This window comes from Rhizobium sp. WYJ-E13 (genome assembly GCF_018987265.1).
Lineage (GTDB): Bacteria > Pseudomonadota > Alphaproteobacteria > Rhizobiales > Rhizobiaceae > Rhizobium.
The window spans coordinates 1,525,661-1,541,547 of sequence record NZ_CP076853.1 but is presented as its reverse complement, the minus strand read 5'-3'; the positions used below and the strand labels follow the sequence as shown (position 1 = coordinate 1,541,547).

Annotated in this window: 15 protein-coding genes, 1 pseudogene and 1 riboswitch; of the genes and pseudogenes, 7 read left to right on the top strand and 9 right to left on the bottom strand. The window is 61.2% G+C overall.

Annotation, left to right across the window (positions count from 1 at the left end; all coding sequences use genetic code 11):
* Positions 1–70: 70 nt before the first annotated feature.
* From gcvP to gcvT, 3 genes are read right to left on the bottom strand one after another with little or no spacing between them, the layout of a single operon-like run.
* Complete coding sequence (gcvP, locus tag KQ933_RS07735; RefSeq protein ID WP_216758137.1) at positions 71–2,935, bottom strand: aminomethyl-transferring glycine dehydrogenase; 2,865 nt, start codon at positions 2,933–2,935, stop codon at positions 71–73.
* Positions 2,935–3,297: a glycine cleavage system protein GcvH gene (gene gcvH, locus KQ933_RS07730; protein ID WP_216758135.1), complete on the bottom strand. Its 363-nt coding sequence runs from the start codon at positions 3,295–3,297 to the stop codon at positions 2,935–2,937. The genes gcvP and gcvH overlap by 1 nt, the downstream gene beginning before the upstream one ends.
* Before the next feature lie 24 nt (positions 3,298–3,321).
* Entirely contained in the window at positions 3,322–4,458 is a 1,137-nt protein-coding gene (gene gcvT, locus KQ933_RS07725; RefSeq protein WP_216758134.1) for a glycine cleavage system aminomethyltransferase GcvT, read from the bottom strand.
* 155 nt (positions 4,459–4,613) lie between these two features.
* Positions 4,614–4,705: riboswitch (glycine riboswitch) on the bottom strand.
* Between the two features lie 231 nt (positions 4,706–4,936).
* Between gcvT and KQ933_RS07720 the strand changes: the two are divergent.
* Positions 4,937–5,392: pseudogene (locus KQ933_RS07720) on the top strand (copper chaperone PCu(A)C); the annotation flags it as partial.
* 112 nt (positions 5,393–5,504) lie between these two features.
* Here the strand turns inward: KQ933_RS07720 and KQ933_RS07715 are convergent.
* Positions 5,505–5,768 (bottom strand): hypothetical protein, encoded by a 264-nt coding sequence (locus tag KQ933_RS07715; RefSeq protein WP_216758130.1) that lies wholly within the window; start codon positions 5,766–5,768, stop codon positions 5,505–5,507.
* 279 nt (positions 5,769–6,047) lie between these two features.
* Here KQ933_RS07715 and KQ933_RS07710 point away from each other — a divergent pair, with 279 nt between their 5' ends.
* From KQ933_RS07710 to KQ933_RS07685, 6 genes are all read left to right on the top strand, one after another.
* Positions 6,048–7,040 (top strand): RluA family pseudouridine synthase, encoded by a 993-nt coding sequence (locus KQ933_RS07710; protein WP_216758129.1) that lies wholly within the window; start codon positions 6,048–6,050, stop codon positions 7,038–7,040.
* Positions 7,037–7,690, top strand: a complete 654-nt coding sequence (locus KQ933_RS07705) for an HAD-IA family hydrolase (protein WP_216758128.1) — start codon at positions 7,037–7,039, stop codon at positions 7,688–7,690. Before KQ933_RS07710 ends, KQ933_RS07705 begins: the two co-directional genes overlap by 4 nt.
* Before the next feature lie 9 nt (positions 7,691–7,699).
* Positions 7,700–8,485, top strand: coding sequence for an ATP12 family chaperone protein (locus tag KQ933_RS07700; protein WP_216758127.1), 786 nt, complete (start codon positions 7,700–7,702; stop codon positions 8,483–8,485).
* A gap of 69 nt (positions 8,486–8,554) precedes the next feature.
* Positions 8,555–9,007 carry a hypothetical protein gene (locus KQ933_RS07695; protein WP_216758126.1) on the top strand — a complete coding sequence of 151 codons (453 nt, stop codon included), beginning with the start codon at positions 8,555–8,557 and terminating at the stop codon, positions 9,005–9,007.
* A 38-nt stretch (positions 9,008–9,045) separates the two neighbouring features.
* Positions 9,046–10,578 carry an acyl-CoA carboxylase subunit beta gene (locus KQ933_RS07690; protein ID WP_216758124.1) on the top strand — a complete coding sequence of 511 codons (1,533 nt, stop codon included), beginning with the start codon at positions 9,046–9,048 and terminating at the stop codon, positions 10,576–10,578.
* Between the two features lie 127 nt (positions 10,579–10,705).
* Positions 10,706–11,101: a DoxX family protein gene (locus tag KQ933_RS07685; RefSeq protein WP_216758123.1), complete on the top strand. Its 396-nt coding sequence runs from the start codon at positions 10,706–10,708 to the stop codon at positions 11,099–11,101.
* Positions 11,102–11,212: 111 nt separating this feature from the next.
* Here the strand turns inward: KQ933_RS07685 and sugE are convergent, their stop codons facing one another.
* The 5 genes from sugE to KQ933_RS07660 all read right to left on the bottom strand — a co-directional run bounded on the left by sugE (position 11,213) and on the right by KQ933_RS07660 (position 15,856).
* Positions 11,213–11,527 (bottom strand): quaternary ammonium compound efflux SMR transporter SugE, encoded by a 315-nt coding sequence (sugE, locus tag KQ933_RS07680; RefSeq protein ID WP_216758121.1) that lies wholly within the window; start codon positions 11,525–11,527, stop codon positions 11,213–11,215.
* Between the two features lie 163 nt (positions 11,528–11,690).
* Positions 11,691–12,134, bottom strand: a complete 444-nt coding sequence (locus tag KQ933_RS07675; protein ID WP_183804710.1) for a YaiI/YqxD family protein — start codon at positions 12,132–12,134, stop codon at positions 11,691–11,693.
* A 10-nt stretch (positions 12,135–12,144) separates the two neighbouring features.
* Positions 12,145–12,618: a GNAT family N-acetyltransferase gene (locus KQ933_RS07670; RefSeq protein WP_216758120.1), complete on the bottom strand. Its 474-nt coding sequence runs from the start codon at positions 12,616–12,618 to the stop codon at positions 12,145–12,147.
* A complete protein-coding gene (locus tag KQ933_RS07665) occupies positions 12,618–13,745 on the bottom strand; it encodes an S-(hydroxymethyl)glutathione dehydrogenase/class III alcohol dehydrogenase (RefSeq protein WP_216758118.1) in 1,128 nt (375 codons plus the stop codon). Before KQ933_RS07665 ends, KQ933_RS07670 begins: the two co-directional genes overlap by 1 nt.
* Positions 13,746–13,846: 101 nt before the next feature.
* Positions 13,847–15,856: an acetyl/propionyl/methylcrotonyl-CoA carboxylase subunit alpha gene (locus KQ933_RS07660; RefSeq protein WP_216758116.1), complete on the bottom strand. Its 2,010-nt coding sequence runs from the start codon at positions 15,854–15,856 to the stop codon at positions 13,847–13,849.
* Positions 15,857–15,887: the final 31 nt, after the last annotated feature.

Sequence of the window (15,887 nt, the reverse complement as noted above, 5' to 3'; positions counted from 1 at the left end):
CAGAATTAGGAAAGCCCCTCCCATGATGGAAGGGGCTTGGATTGCTCTGGGTTGGACGTCTGGCCGACTGCTATTCGGCTGCCTCCGCGTACGCCTCGACAGGCGGGCAGGTGCAGATCAGGTTGCGGTCGCCATAGACGTTGTCGACGCGGTTGACCGGCGACCAGTACTTGTCCACGCGGAAAGCGCCGGGCGGGAAGCAGGCCTGTTCGCGCGAATAGGGGCGATCCCATTCGCCGACGAGGTCTTCCACCGTGTGCGGGGCATTCTTCAGCGGGTTGTTCAGCTTGTCCGAACGGCCTTCCTCTATGTCGCGGGCTTCCTGACGGATCGCCAGCATGGCTTCGCAGAAGCGATCGAGTTCGGCTTTGGTTTCGGACTCGGTCGGCTCGATCATCAGCGTGCCGGCAACCGGCCAGCTCATGGTCGGTGCGTGGAAGCCGCAGTCGATCAGGCGCTTGGCGACGTCATCGACGGTGACGCCGGCGCTGTCGACCAGCGGCCGCGTGTCGATGATGCATTCATGCGCCACACGACCGGCAGCCGACTTGTAGAGCACGTCGTAAGCGCCCTTGAGGCGGGCAGCGATGTAGTTGGCGTTGAGGATCGCCACCTTCGTTGCCTGCGTCAGGCCTTCGCCGCCCATCATCAGGCAGTAGCTCCAGGAGATCGGCAGGATGGAGGCCGAACCGAAAGCTGCTGCCGAAACCGCGCCCGAACGGCCATCGGTTTCCGGATGGCCGGGCAGGTGGGGTGCCAGATGCGACTTGACGCCGATCGGACCCATGCCCGGACCGCCGCCGCCATGCGGGATGCAGAAGGTCTTGTGCAGGTTGAGGTGCGAGACATCAGAGCCGATGTCACCGGGGCGGGACAGGCCGACCATGGCGTTCATGTTGGCGCCGTCGAGATAGACCTGGCCGCCGTGCTGATGCACGAGGTCGCAGATTTCCTTGACGGTTTCCTCGAAGACGCCATGCGTCGACGGATAGGTGATCATGCAGCAGGACAGGTTTGCCGCATGTTCTTCCGCCTTGGCGCGGAAATCGTCGAGGTCGATATCGCCATTTTCACGGACCTTGACGACGACGACCTTCATGCCGGCCATCTGGGCCGAGGCCGGATTGGTGCCGTGCGCGGAGGTCGGGATGAGGCAGACGTCGCGGTGACCCTGGCCGTCGGCCATGTGGTAGTTGCGGATGGTCAAGAGGCCGGCATATTCGCCCTGCGCACCGGAATTCGGCTGCATGGAGAAGGCGTCGTAGCCGGTGACGGCGCAGAGCTTTTCCGTCAGGTCATCGATCATTTCGCGATAGCCGAGCGCCTGGTCGTCCGGCACGAAAGGATGGATATCGGAAAATTCCGGCCAGGTGATCGGCAGCATTTCTGCCGTCGCGTTCAGCTTCATCGTGCAGGAGCCGAGCGGGATCATCGAGCGGTCGAGAGCCAGATCGCGGTCGGAGAGCCGGCGGATGTAGCGGGTCATTTCGCTTTCGGCGCGGTTCATGTGGAAGATCGGATGCGTCAGGTATTCGCTGGTGCGCAGCAGATCTTTCGGCAGGCGATAGGAGGGCTCGAAATCGGCGATCTGGAAATTGCCGCCGAAGGCGCGCCATACGGCTTCCAGCGTTGCCGGACGGGTGCGCTCGTCGAGCGACATGCCGATCTTCGTCTCGCCGACCTTGCGCAGGTTCACACCTTCGGCAACGGCTGCGCGCAGGATGAGGCCCTGCATATGGCCGACATCGACGGTGATCGTGTCGAAAAAGGTGTCCGGCTCGACCTTGTAGCCGAGCTTTTCCAGGCCCTTGGCCATGAGCACGGCCTTCTGGTGGACCTGCTGGGCAATCGCCTTGATGCCCTTCGGGCCGTGGAAGACGGCGTACATGGAGGCCATGACGGCGAGCAGGACCTGCGCGGTGCAGATGTTCGACGTCGCCTTTTCGCGACGAATGTGCTGTTCGCGCGTCTGCAGCGACAGGCGGTAGGCGCGGTTGCCGCGGGAATCGACGGAAACACCGACGAGACGGCCGGGCATGGAGCGCTTGATGACGTCCTTGACCGACATGTAGGCCGCGTGCGGACCGCCATAACCAACCGGAACGCCGAAACGCTGCGAGGAACCGATGGCGATATCGGCACCCATTTCACCCGGCGACTTCAGCAGCGTGAGGGAGAGGATATCAGCGGCGACGACGGCGATGGCGCCCGTCTGGTGCAGGCGGGAAATCAGGCCGGTATAGTCATGCACATGGCCGTGCGTGCCCGGATACTGGAAGATCGCGCCGAAGACATCGACCGGATCGAGATCGGTGAAGGGATTGCCGACGATGACGCTCCAGCCGAGCGGTTCGGCGCGGGTGCGGATCAGCGCGATCGTCTGCGGGTGGCAATCGGCATCGACGAAGAAGGACTTGGCCTTCGACTTGGCGACGCGTTCTGCCATGGCCATGGCTTCGGCAGCAGCCGTCGCCTCATCGAGCAGCGAGGCGTTGGCGACATCGAGGCCGGTGAGGTCGCAGATCATCGTCTGATAATTCAGCAGCGCTTCGAGGCGGCCCTGCGAAATTTCCGGCTGGTAGGGCGTATAGGCCGTATACCAGGCCGGGTTTTCCAGGATGTTGCGCTGGATGACAGGCGGGGTGATCGTGCCGTAATAGCCCTGGCCGATCAGCGAGGTCAGAACCTTGTTCTTGTTGGCGGTTTCGCGCAGCTTGTCGAGCGCTTCGCGCTCCGTCATCGGTGCGCCCCAGAGGAGCGGCGCCCTCTGGCGGATGGCAGGCGGCACGGTCGCGTCGATCAGCGCATCCAGGCTCTTGTAGCCGATCACGCCGAGCATATCCGACATTTCAGACGGCGAGGGGCCGATATGACGGCGATTGGCGAAGTCATAGGGCTGATAGTCGGTGAACTGGAATTCGGTAGGCGTCGTCATTACGCAGTCAGCTCCTTATAGGCCGCTTCATCGAGCAGGCCGTCGACATCGGAGAGGGTCTTCAGCTTGAGCTTGAAGAACCAGCCAGACCCTTGAGGATCCGAATTGACGAGCGAGGGATCGGCAACGATCGCCGGATTGACTTCGACGATCTCGCCATCGAGCGGGCAGTAGACTTCCGAGGCCGCCTTGACGGATTCGACGGTGGCCGCATCGTCGTTCTTGGAGAAGGTGGCGCCAACTTCAGGCAGTTCCACGAAAACGAGGTCGCCGAGCTGCTCGACAGCGTAGGTGGTGATGCCGACGGTCGCGACATCGCCTTCGAGCTTCAGCCATTCGTGTTCCTGGGTAAACTTCAGCATGGAAAAATCCTCTCGCAATAGGGGTCAGCGTTTGTAGGTCGGCTTAATGAAGGGAAGGGCAGAGACAGTGACGGGCAGGTACTTGCCGCGCACCTCGGCATAGATCTGCGTGCCTATTCCCGCATGGGAGACCGGCACGTAGCCCATGGCGACGGGGCCTTCGACGGAGGGGCCGAAGCCACCGGAGGTGACTTCGCCGATCTCGGTCTTGCCTTCCGCATCGGCATAGAGCTTGGCATGGCCGCGCACCGGCGCCTTGCCTTCGGGCTTCAGGCCGACGCGCTTGCGGGAAACGCCATTATCCAATTCGCCGAGAATGCGCGCGGCACCCGGGAAACCGCCAGCGCGGGCGCCACCGGTGCGGCGAGCCTTCTGCATGCCCCATTCGATGGCGGCTTCGACCGGCGAGGTCGTCGTGTCGATATCGTTGCCATAGAGGCAGAGACCGGCTTCGAGGCGCAGCGAGTCACGGGCGCCAAGGCCGATCGGCTCGACATCGGGATGCTCGAGCAACCGGTTGGCGACGTCAACGGCCTTGTCGGCGGGAACGGAGATTTCGAAACCGTCTTCGCCGGAATAACCCGAACGCGAGACGAGACAGGAAACATCGTGCAGGCGGCAGTGGCGCACGTCCATGAATTTCATGGCGGCGACATCGGCCCAGAGTTCGGCAAGCGCTTCCACGGCGCGCGGGCCTTGGAGCGCGATCAGGGCGCGATCGAGGAGGGTGATGTCGCAGGTATCGGAGAGATGCTTTTGCAAGTGCGCGAGATCTTGCTCCTTGCAGGCAGCGTTGACGACAACGAAGAGGTGGTCGTCGAGATGGGTGATCATCAGGTCGTCGAGGATACCGCCATTCTCATCCGTGAAATAACCGTAGCGCTGGCGGCCTTCGGCAAGCCCCAGGATATCGACCGGCACGAGGCTTTCGAGCGCCAGAGCCACATCCTCATACCTGCCGGACTTCGCCTTGATGACGACCTGGCCCATATGGGAGACATCGAACAGGCCGGCGGCGGCACGGGTCTGAAGATGCTCCTTCATGACGCCGGCTGGATATTGCACCGGCATGTCATAACCTGCGAAGGGCACCATGCGGGCGCCGAGCGACAGGTGAAGCGCGTGAAGCGGGGTTTTCTTGAGGGCAGCAGTATCGTCCAAACGACGCCTCCGGGGTTTGCGCCGGATAGTCCGGGCGCGGGCTCAAAACTGAAGGCGCGGTTGCGCCTTGTCTCCTTGAGCCCCCTCTGTCCCTGTGCCTGAGATTGTTATCCCTTCGGCGGACGTTTCGAGAACGCCTCTCTCCAGAGTTCCGTCTGCCCCTTGTGGTCCTTTTGCCTGAGAGTTTCCGGGGCGGTTGCTCCTTCGGCACCGGTATCGCGTACCGGCTTCTCCCAACAAGGTTGCGGCAATTATCCGGGGGCGGCAGGGCTTGGCAAGCGAAATGTCGGTGACGCACAAATTTTTGTCGCGGCTCAAAGAAGCCGGTTGCGATGCGTGGCAAATGGGCTTTTGCATTTGCGGACGAAATTGGCTAACGCGACGCAAAGCGAGGAGATAATCGATGAACATTGTCAGGACGTTTGGTTTGACAGCCCTTCTTTGTGCTTGCGGCTTTGCCGGATCAGCACTCGCCCAGAACCATCATAACATGCAGGGCATGGACATGAACGGCATGAGCTCCATGAACATGGCCGCCGGCAGCGAGGTGGTGAAGGCCGGCGATCTCGAAATTTCCGGCGGATTCGCCAAGGCGATGCTGCCCGGCCAGCCCGTGGGTGGCGGCTTCTTTATCGTCAAGAACACGGGTTCAGCCGACGACCGCCTAGTTTCGGCTACCTCGCCGACATCGGGCGAAGTGCAGATCCACGAAATGGCCATGCAGGGCAACGTCATGAAGATGCGCCAACTCAAGGACGGGATCGCCATTCCCGCCGGCCAGACCGTCGAGCTTGCGCCCGGCAATCTGCATCTGATGTTCCAGAAGGTGAAGACGCCGTTCAAGCAGGGGGACAAGGTGCCGGTCACGCTGACCTTCGAAAAGGCCGGCAAGGTCGATCTGGTGCTGAATGTTCTGTCGGCACAGGGCAAATAAACGCTGAAAAACAGAAGCCCGCGACATCGAACTGACCCCCGAAAGTTGTTGTCCAACTTTCGGGGGTCAGTCTCATGCGTTGGCTTTGCTCCTCCCAGCAAAAACCTGGATCTCAGACATCCTCGTAAGACTGCAGGGCCTGCTTCAAGCCGGCCTGCGGCTGGCGAAAGCCCTTGGTCATGAGATCAAGCGCGACTTCCGTATTCTGGATGATGTTGGTGGTTTCTTCCGGATCTTCACCGCTCTGATTGAGCTGGCGTTCCGCAATCTTGCGGGCCTCGCGTATGGCCGTGCCGGTCGCCACGCGCTGCGGAATGCGCAGAGTGTCGAAGGCAAGGGCAGCGGTGTTCGCGGATATGGAAACAAGCTGAGTCATGCGCCCGTCATACCGGTCCGACCTTCGCGTTCGGATTAAAAAAATCATTCGCATTTTACCGGATGGTAAGAAATGTACAGAGCCGGCTGGAATCGCAACAGACGGGAGCGCATGGTCCAGGCCGCTCTCGGTTCGCTTCTGAGATATTATGTCGACCTCGGCCAGATGCGCGTGCTGCTCTGATTTCGATTCCGATTTCCGTTTTCTGAAAAATGCTCTAAAGGCAGCGGCAAGAGAGGCGCCGCCTTTGATCGCGCCCACATTTTCCGAAAGAATTCCATGGCAGGCATAGAACACATCAAGGTGGAGCCCGATGAAGCGGGCATGCGGCTCGACCGCTGGTTCAAGATCCACTATCCGGGGCTCGGCTTCGGTCCACTGCAAAAGCTGCTGCGTTCCGGCCAGGTGCGTGTCGATGGCGGCCGCGTCAAGTCGGATGCCCGTGTGCAGCCCGGCCAGATGGTGCGCATACCGCCGCTCGACGTGGATGCCAAGGTGAAGTCCGGGCCGATCGCCGGCAAGGACCTCAAGCATTCGACCGATTTCGAGCTTCTCTCGCGCATGGTGCTGCATGAGGACGAGAAGGTCATCGTCCTCAACAAGCCGCCCGGACTTGCGGTGCAGGGCGGCTCTGGCGTCGCCAGGCATATCGACCAGATGCTCGAAGCCTGGACCAGCCCGAAGGGCGAGAAGCCTCGCCTCGTGCATCGCCTGGACCGCGATACGTCGGGCGTGCTCGTCATCGCCCGCACGCGTGGCGCCGCCCAGAAGCTGACGGCCGCCTTCCGCGAGCGCGACACCAAGAAGACCTACTGGGCGCTGGTCAAAGGCGTCCCGCGCAAGCATGAAGACAAGATCTCGACCTGGCTCGTCAAGGAGCCGACGGCCGATGGCGACCGCATGCGCATCGCCAAACACGGCGAGGATGGCGCCGATCATGCGATTTCCTACTATCGCGTGCTGGAGACGGCGGCGCAGAACCTCGCATGGCTGGAGATGGAGCCCTATACCGGGCGTACCCACCAGCTGCGCGTTCATGCGCTGCATATCGGCCACCCGATCATCGGCGATCCGAAATATTTCGACGAGGATCTGAATTGGGATTTTCCCGGCGGCATCCAGAAGCGGCTGCATCTGCACGCGCGCCACATCGACATCCCGCACCCCTCGGGCGGGCGCCTGCGCATCAGCGCGCCACTGCCACCGCATATGGTGCAGACCTGGAACCTTCTCGGTCTCGACCTTGCCGGCGCTGAAAGGGACAGTGAATGAAACTCGCGCTTTTTGATTGCGACGGCACGCTGGTCGACAGCGCCGGGCTGATCCACGAAACCATGCGCCGCACCTTCGAGACATTCGGCAAGCCGGAACCTCGATTTGAAGACACAAAGGCCATCATCGGCCTGACCCTCGATATCGCCATCGCCCGCATGCAGGGCAAGCCGCATGTCGAACAGGAAGACATCGACATGACGGCGCATTACAAATCGCTGTTTTCGATCGTGCGGCAGGATCTCGATTACCGGGAGCCGCTGTTTGCCGGCATTCGTGAGATGATCGATGCGATCAGTGGGCGCCAGGATCTGCTGATTGGCGCCGTCACCGGCAAGTCCCGGCGCGGGCTGAAGCTCGTAATGGAGACGCACGGCTTCGACAAACATTTCGTCGTCGCACGTACCGCCGACGATTGCCCCTCCAAGCCGCACCCCGCCATGGTAAGCGAGTGCTGCGACGAAACCGGCATGAATGCCGCTGACGCCATTGTCATTGGTGACGCGATCTACGATATGCAGATGGCAAAGGCTGCCGGTGCCAAGGCGATCGGCGTTGCTTGGGGCTATGCCAGCGTGGATGAGTTGATCGCCAACGGCGCCGATGCGATCGCCTATCATCCGAACGAGATATTGCGCCATTTTTCCTGAGGTGAGCCCATGCGCGACCTGCTGAACGACCTTTCCGAAGATCTGAGCCATCCCGATCCAGTCCGCCGCGCGCAGATCCAGATGAAGAAACCGCTGCCGAAGCGTTTCTATCAGACGGTTTCCGTCGCTCCGCATGAGGAAGGCTTCGCCATTGCGCTCGATGGCAAGGCCGTACGCACACCGGCAAGGCAAGTGCTGGCCGTGCCGAATGAGGCGCTGGCAAAGCTTGTCGCGACCGAATGGGATGCACAGGCAGAGGTGATCGACCCCTCGCTGATGCCGGTCACGCGCCTCGTTAATACGGCAATCGATGGCGTGGCGACTGACACGCAGGCCGTCTTCGAAGACATCCTGCGCTTCTCCTCGAGCGACCTGCTCTGCTATCGCGCCGATAGTCCGCAAGAACTGGTAGAGCGGCAGACCGAGCGCTGGGATCCGGTACTCGACTGGGCCGCAGCCGATTTCGGTGCGCGCTTCATCCTCGTCGAAGGCGTCATGCATCACGAGCAGCCACGCGAGGCGATCGCCGCCTTCGGTTCGGCGCTGCGCCGGCACGATAGCGCACTCGAACTTGCAGCTCTCCATACGGTGACAACGCTGACCGGTTCGGCGCTCCTGGCGCTCGCGATCGCTGAAGGACAGACCACGCCTGAAGAAGCCTGGTCGCTCGCCCATCTCGACGAAGACTGGACCATCGAACACTGGGGGAGCGACGAGGAAGCCGAACAGCGCCGCGCCAAGCGTTTTGAAGATTTCAAGGCGGCGACCGATGTTTTTTTCGCGCTAAGGGCCTGAATCATATTGCCTTCATGGGCTTTATGACGAAATCTGCGACTCTGGACGGGGTTTTTGCGGGAATTTGGAATGAACTGGCTGAGGTCGAGATTTTGCCTGATAGCGCTTGTTTGCGCGGCGCTGACGGCCTGCGCCAGTCTCATGCCGAAGAAGCAGGAAAAGCCTGTCTATGACGTGCGCAGTGCCGTCGTGCTGTCAAGCACGACCATGTCGGGGGAACTGCTTTCCGGCATCAGCGATCGCGTCAACGCCGCCATTCGCGCGACGGTTCGCACAACGGAATTGCCACGCGTGGTGCTGACGATTCGCATTGTTTCCGTCACGAAGGGTCTCGGCTTTCAGAAAGACCGCAATGTCGCAAAGGTCAGCGTCGATGCCGCATCCGTGGAGGATGGATCGGTCATCGCCGTCACCTCCTTCGAAGTCACAAGCATGACCGCCGACCCGAACCTGGCCGACGACATTCTGGCGGAAGATATCGCGGCGCGCGTACGCTCCGCCTTCGCACTCAGCGGACGGTAGCTTTTACGAAAGACCGCAGAATGCGGCGAGGGGAGATCATGAAGGATATTCTGGAAGAGCTCGAACGCCGCCGCGGTATTGCTCGCCTGGGCGGCGGACAGATGCGCATCGACGCGCAGCACCAGCGCGGTAAGCTGACGGCGCGCGAACGCATCGATCTCTTCCTCGACGAAGGCTCCTTCGAGGAGTTCGACATGTTCGTCGAGCACCGCTCCACCGATTTCGGCATGGACAAGAGCCGCATTGCCGGCGACGGCGTGGTGACGGGCTGGGGCACGGTCAACGGCCGCACGGTCTTCGTCTTCGCCAAGGATTTTACCGTCTTCGGCGGTTCGCTCTCGGAAGCCCATGCCGAGAAGATCATCAAGGTGCAGGACATGGCGCTGAAGAACCGCGCGCCGATCATTGGCATCTATGATGCGGGCGGCGCGCGTATTCAGGAGGGTGTTGCAGCACTCGGCGGTTATGCCGAGGTCTTCCAGCGCAATGTGCTGGCCTCCGGCGTCATTCCGCAGATCTCGGTCATCATGGGGCCGTGCGCCGGCGGCGACGTCTATTCGCCCGCCATGACCGATTTCATCTTCATGGTGCGCGATACGTCCTACATGTTCGTGACCGGTCCCGATGTAGTGAAGACCGTCACCAACGAGACGGTTACTGCCGAGGAGCTTGGTGGCGCGAGCGTGCATACCACGCGCTCCTCGATCGCCGACGGCGCCTATGACAACGATGTCGATACGCTGTTGCAAGTGCGCCGGCTCATCGATTTTCTGCCGCAGTCGAACACGTCGCCGGTACCGGAAATCGAATGTTACCAGTCGGTGACCGACGCGGACAATTCGCTGGACACGCTGATCCCCGCCAATGCGAACAAGCCCTACGACATCAAGGAACTGATCCAGAAGGTGGCGGACGAGGGGGATTTCTTCGAGATCCAGGCGAGCTTTGCCAAGAATATCGTCTGCGGTTTCGGGCGTATCGAGGGCTCGACGGTCGGCTTCGTTGCCAATCAGCCGATGGTGCTTGCCGGCGTGCTCGACAGCGATGCTTCGCGCAAGGCGGCGCGTTTCGTGCGCTTCTGCGACTGCTTCAATATTCCGATCGTCACCTTCGTCGATGTGCCGGGCTTCCTGCCTGGTACTGCGCAGGAATATGGCGGGCTGATCAAGCACGGGGCGAAGCTGCTCTTTGCCTATGCCGAGGCGACGGTGCCGAAGCTGACGGTCATCACCCGTAAAGCCTTCGGCGGCGCCTATGACGTGATGGCGTCGAAACATCTGCGCGGCGATCTCAACTATGCCTGGCCGACGGCGCAGATCGCCGTCATGGGCGCCAAGGGGGCGGTGGAGATCATCTTCCGCAAGGACATCGCCGATCCCGAAAAGATTGCGGCGCATACGAAGATGTATGAGGATCGCTTCCTGTCGCCCTTCGTCGCGGCCGAGCGCGGCTATATTGATGAGGTGATCATGCCGCATTCGACGCGGCGGCGGCTGGCGCGAGGGCTCAGGATGCTGAAGAACAAGGATCTCAGCAATCCCTGGAAGAAGCACGACAACATCCCGCTATGATCGAATAAAAGAGGCTCTTCAGGTGTTTATCCACTGTCGAAGTTGTGAACACCTGTCAGCAAACGTGTCTTCAATCCCTGTTAGAGACGCGGTAACGCTCGGCAGCACACCCTTAAGGAGAGTCTTTATGTCAACTTTCGAGCGTCTATCCGCCTACCGCCCCTATGGTTTGGCCGCTCTCAGAATCATGACTGCGCTTCTGTTCATCGAACACGGCACGATGAAGCTTTTCGGCTTCCCGGCCGCGCAGGGCGATGGCCCGCTTTCCACTCTGTTCCTGATTGCGGCACTGCTGGAAACCTTCGGCGGCATCCTCATCCTCATCGGCTTTGCGACACGGCCGGTGGCCTTCCTGCTGGCGGGTGAAATGGCGATCGCCTATTTCATGGCGCATATGCCGCACAGCTTCTTCCCGGCTCTCAACCAGGGCGATGCCGCAATCCTGTTCTGCTTCATCTTCCTGTACCTGTTCTTTGCCGGCGCCGGCGCGTTGTCCGTCGACAACAGAAACGCGACCACGTAGATTCAAAGAGGTAGAGCGTCCTTTGTGCGTCCAAATGGACGCACGGCGCTCTAGCAAAAAGGCTGCGGGTTTATCGCCCGCAGCCTCTTCTTCATTTGAGATATTTCTATTTCAGACCGTCAGCTTGAGGCCGGCAATGCCGGCGACGATCAGCGTTATGCAGATCAGGCGCGAGGCGCTTGCCGCGTCCCCCAGAAGCCAGACGCCGAGCAGCACCGTGCCGACCGTGCCGATGCCGGTCCAGATCGCGTAAGCCGTGCCGATCGGCAAAGTCTTGACGGCGAGACCGAGCAGGATGACGCTCACCACCATGGAAATGACCGTGAGGATCGTCGGCATCGGACGGGTGAAGCCATCGGTATATTTCAGACCGATTGCCCAACCGCATTCAAAAAGGCCAGCGAGAAAAAGCAGAAACCAGGCCATCATACTCTCCATATCAAGAGCGAGGCCGTCCCCGCGACTTTTGCGACCCGGGCAGACCCGAGCGCCGCAGTCGTCTGCGTCACATTCGATATGGACGAGGGAACGGCTGACTTCAAGTTAGGAATTGGCATAGCTGCCATGCCACCCGATTCCGGAGCGGCAATCAGGCGTTCTTCGCGCGGCGGCAGAGACGATCGAAGGTTTCGAGGAAACGCGAACGATCCTTGGGGCTGAAAGCCGCATTGTAGCCCTTGCTCTCGCCGGTCTCTCGCAGATGGGCGCCGAGATCGCGCATGGCGCTCGCCATGCCGATATTGGTCTCGTCAAAGACGCGACCTGTCGGACCTGTCACGAAGGAGCCCTTGGCGACGCAGCGGACTGCAAGCGGCACATCGGCGGTGACGACCACATCTGTCGGGCCGGTATTATCGGCAATCCAATTGTCGGCAGCGTCGAAGGCGTTGGAGACGATGACGTTGCGCACCATCGGATCGCGCGATGGGCGAAGGCCGGAATTGGCGACGAAGGTCACTTCCATGCCGAGGCGTTCAGCGACTTTCAGGATTTCGGGTTTGACGGGGCAGGCATCCGCATCGACATAGATCATGGCGATATCCTCACGCCGGCTGGGTGGCTGGCTGGCGGACCATGTCGATATGGGGAATACCGTCTTCCAGATATTCCTCCGAGGTTTTCACGAAACCGAAGGATTCGTAGAAGCGGCGCAGATGCGCCTGCGCCGACAGGGCAATAGGATTTCCCGGACAAAGCCGCTCGCAGACGGCGATCGATTCAGTCATCAGCGCATCGCCGAGCCGCTTGCCCCGGTGGGTGGGCGAGACGACGACGCGGCCGATCTTTACCGGATCCTGCGCCCTGTATGGCTTCAGGAGCCGCGTAGAGCCGAGCAGTTCGCCGTCATCCAGCAGTCGCAGATGCAGGGCGTCGATGTCCTTGCCGTCCAGTTCGGGGTAAGGGCAGTTCTGCTCGACGACGAAGACGTCGACACGCATCCTCAAGAGGTCGTAGAGCTCCCGCGCGGAGAGCTCATCGAGACCCTTGAGGTCAACCTTGTAGGCAATTGCGGCCATCAGTAGACCACGACGCCGCGGATGCTTTCACCCTTATGCATGAGATCGAAGCCCTTGTTGATGTCTTCGAGCGGCATCGTGTGGGTGATCATCGGGTCGATCTGGATCTTGCCCTCCATGTACCAGTCGACGATCTTCGGCACGTCGGTGCGGCCACGAGCGCCGCCGAAGGCCGTGCCCATCCAGTTACGGCCGGTGACCAGCTGGAAGGGACGCGTCGAAATCTCCTGGCCGGCGCCGGCAACGCCGATGATGATGGACTTGCCCCAGCCGCGGTGGCTGGATTCCAGCGCCTGGCGCATGACCTTGGTATTGCCGGTGCAGTCGAAGGTGTAATCGGCGCCGCCGATCAGGTCGCCATGGCGCTTCGTCATATTGACGAGATAGGGCACAATGTCGTCGCCAACCTCCTTCGGGTTGACGAAATGCGTCATGCCGAATTTTTCGCCCCATGCCTTGCGGTCGGGGTTGATATCGACACCGATGATCATGTCGGCACCGGCAAGACGCAAGCCCTGTAGAACGTTCAGGCCAATGCCGCCGAGACCGAAGACGATGGCAGTCGAGCCGATCTCGACCTTGGCGGTATTGATGACGGCGCCGATGCCGGTCGTCACGCCGCAGCCGATATAGCAGACCTTGTCGAAGGGGGCGTCGGGATTGATCTTGGCCAGCGCGATTTCCGGCAGAACGGTGAAGTTGGCGAAAGTCGAGCAGCCCATGTAATGGTGGATCTTGTCCTTGCCGATCGAGAAGCGCGAGGTACCATCGGGCATCACGCCCTGGCCCTGGGTCGCGCGGATCGAGGTGCAGAGATTGGTCTTGCGCGAGGTACAGGAATAGCACTCGCGGCATTCCGGCGTGTAGAGCGGAATGACGTGGTCGCCCTTTTTCAACGAGGTGACGCCGGGACCTACATCGATGACGATGCCGGCACCCTCATGGCCGAGGATCGCCGGGAAGAGGCCTTCCGGGTCGGCGCCGGAAAGGGTGAAATCATCGGTGTGGCAGATGCCCGTCGCCTTGACCTCGACCAGCACTTCGCCGGCCTTGGGGCCTTCCAGCTGAACGGTCATGACCTCAAGCGGTTTTCCTGCCTGAACGGCAACGGCGGCGCGAACATCCATCTTCGATCTCCTCGTGATTTGCGTGGCGGACTCTTGCACGCTCAGCGAGGATGGCTCAAGCGGAAAAAGACCTTGAGCGCCTCCTGAAAATCGGCTTCGCCTCAGGCGAATTCCATGATGACGGCATCGACCGCCAGGCTCTCGCCGGGAGCGGCCTTGATCCTGCCGACGACGAGATCACGCTCGGCGCGCAGCACGTTTTCCATCTTCATCGCTTCAACGACGGCAAGCGTTTCGCCCGCCTTGACCTCCTGGCCCTCAGATACGGCAATCGAGACGACAAGGCCCGGCATGGGGCAGAGCAGCAGCTTGGAGGTATCGGGCGGCAGCTTGACGGGCATCAGGCGATCGAGCTCGGCATGGCGGGGCGTAAAGACGCGCGCCCTGACCGATAGACCCTGCCAGTCGATGCGCAGGCCGTTGAGAACAGGGCGGATCTGCGCCGTCACCTGCCGACTGGCGATCCTGCCGCGCCAGACCGGATCGCCTGGTCTCCAATCGGTGACAACGGTTTCCATGCGGCCGCCGACTTCCATTTCCATTTCAAAGGGAATGGTGACGAGGCCATCGACCAGTTTCACTGGCACGTAATTGCCGCCGAGCTTGACGACCCATTCTTCGCGCAGCGGGCCGCTCGGGTGGCGCAGGCGATCTGCGAAGCCTTCGCGCCTGATAGCATCGACCAGGGACGCCGACAGCGCGATGGCAGCAAGGGCTGCCTCCTCGGAGGCGTCCGGCGCCATCGGCGCAAAGCCCTCGGGATATTCCTCTGATATGAAGCCGGTGGAGAGACGCCCTTCGCGCCAGCGCGGATGTTTCATGAGCGCCGAGAGAAAGGGAACGTTGTGCTCGATGCCATCGACGACGAAAGCGTCGAGCGCCTGTCCCATGGCCTCCACCGCCTGCAGACGGCTCGGCGCCCAGGTGCAAAGCTTGGCGATCATCGGGTCGTAATACATGGAGATTTCGGCACCTTCGAAGACGCCGGTATCGTTGCGGATGATCACGTCGCCAGTGCGGCCCTCTGCCGGCGGCCGATAGCGCGTCAGGCGGCCGATCGAGGGCAGGAAGTTGCGGTAGGGATCTTCGGCATAGAGGCGGCTTTCGACCGCCCAGCCGTTCAGCTTGATGTCCTTCTGGGCGAAGGGCAGCTTTTCACCGGCGGCGACACGGATCATCTGCTCGACGAGGTCGATGCCGGTCACGAGTTCCGTCACAGGATGCTCGACCTGCAGGCGGGTGTTCATTTCGAGGAAATAGAAATTGCGATCACGATCCACGATGAACTCCACCGTGCCGGCGCTCTGATAGTCGACAGCCTTTGCCAACGCCACCGACTGTTCGCCCATGGCGGCCCGAGTCTTCTCGTCGAGGAAAGGCGAGGGTGCCTCTTCGACAACCTTCTGGTTCCGGCGCTGGATCGAGCATTCGCGCTCGCCGAGATAAACGACACTGCCGTGGGCGTCCGCCAGCACCTGGATTTCGATATGACGCGGATCGACCACATATTTTTCGATAAACACGCGGTCGTCACCGAAGGAGCTTTTGGCTTCCGAGCGGGCGCGGTCGAAACCGTCGCGCACTTCCGCTTGCGTCCAGGCAATGCGCATGCCCTTGCCGCCACCGCCGGCCGATGCCTTGATCATCACGGGATAGCCGATTTCGGCTGCAATCTTTTCGGCATGTGCGGCGTCTTCGATCACACCGAGGTATCCCGGCACCGTCGAGACCTTGGCGGCATTGGCGAATTTCTTCGATTCGATCTTGTCGCCCATCGCCATGATGGCTTTGGGCTTCGGGCCGATGAAGATGATGCCTTGCTTTTCCAGCGCCTCGCAGAAGGAGGCGCGTTCCGACAGGAAGCCATAACCGGGGTGCACGGCTTCAGCACCGGTCTCCTTGCAGGCAGCAATGATCTTCTCGGCGACGAGATAGCTTTCGGCAGCCGGGGCAGGGCCTATATGGACGGCCTCATCGGCCATTTCGACATGCAGGGCATCCCGATCGGCATCCGAATAGACCGCAACGGTGGCAATGCCCATACGGCGCGCAGTTTTGATCACGCGGCAGGCAATCTCGCCGCGATTCGCGATCAGGATTTTCTTGAACATCGAGACTCCACCCAGGAAATGCGTTCCGGAG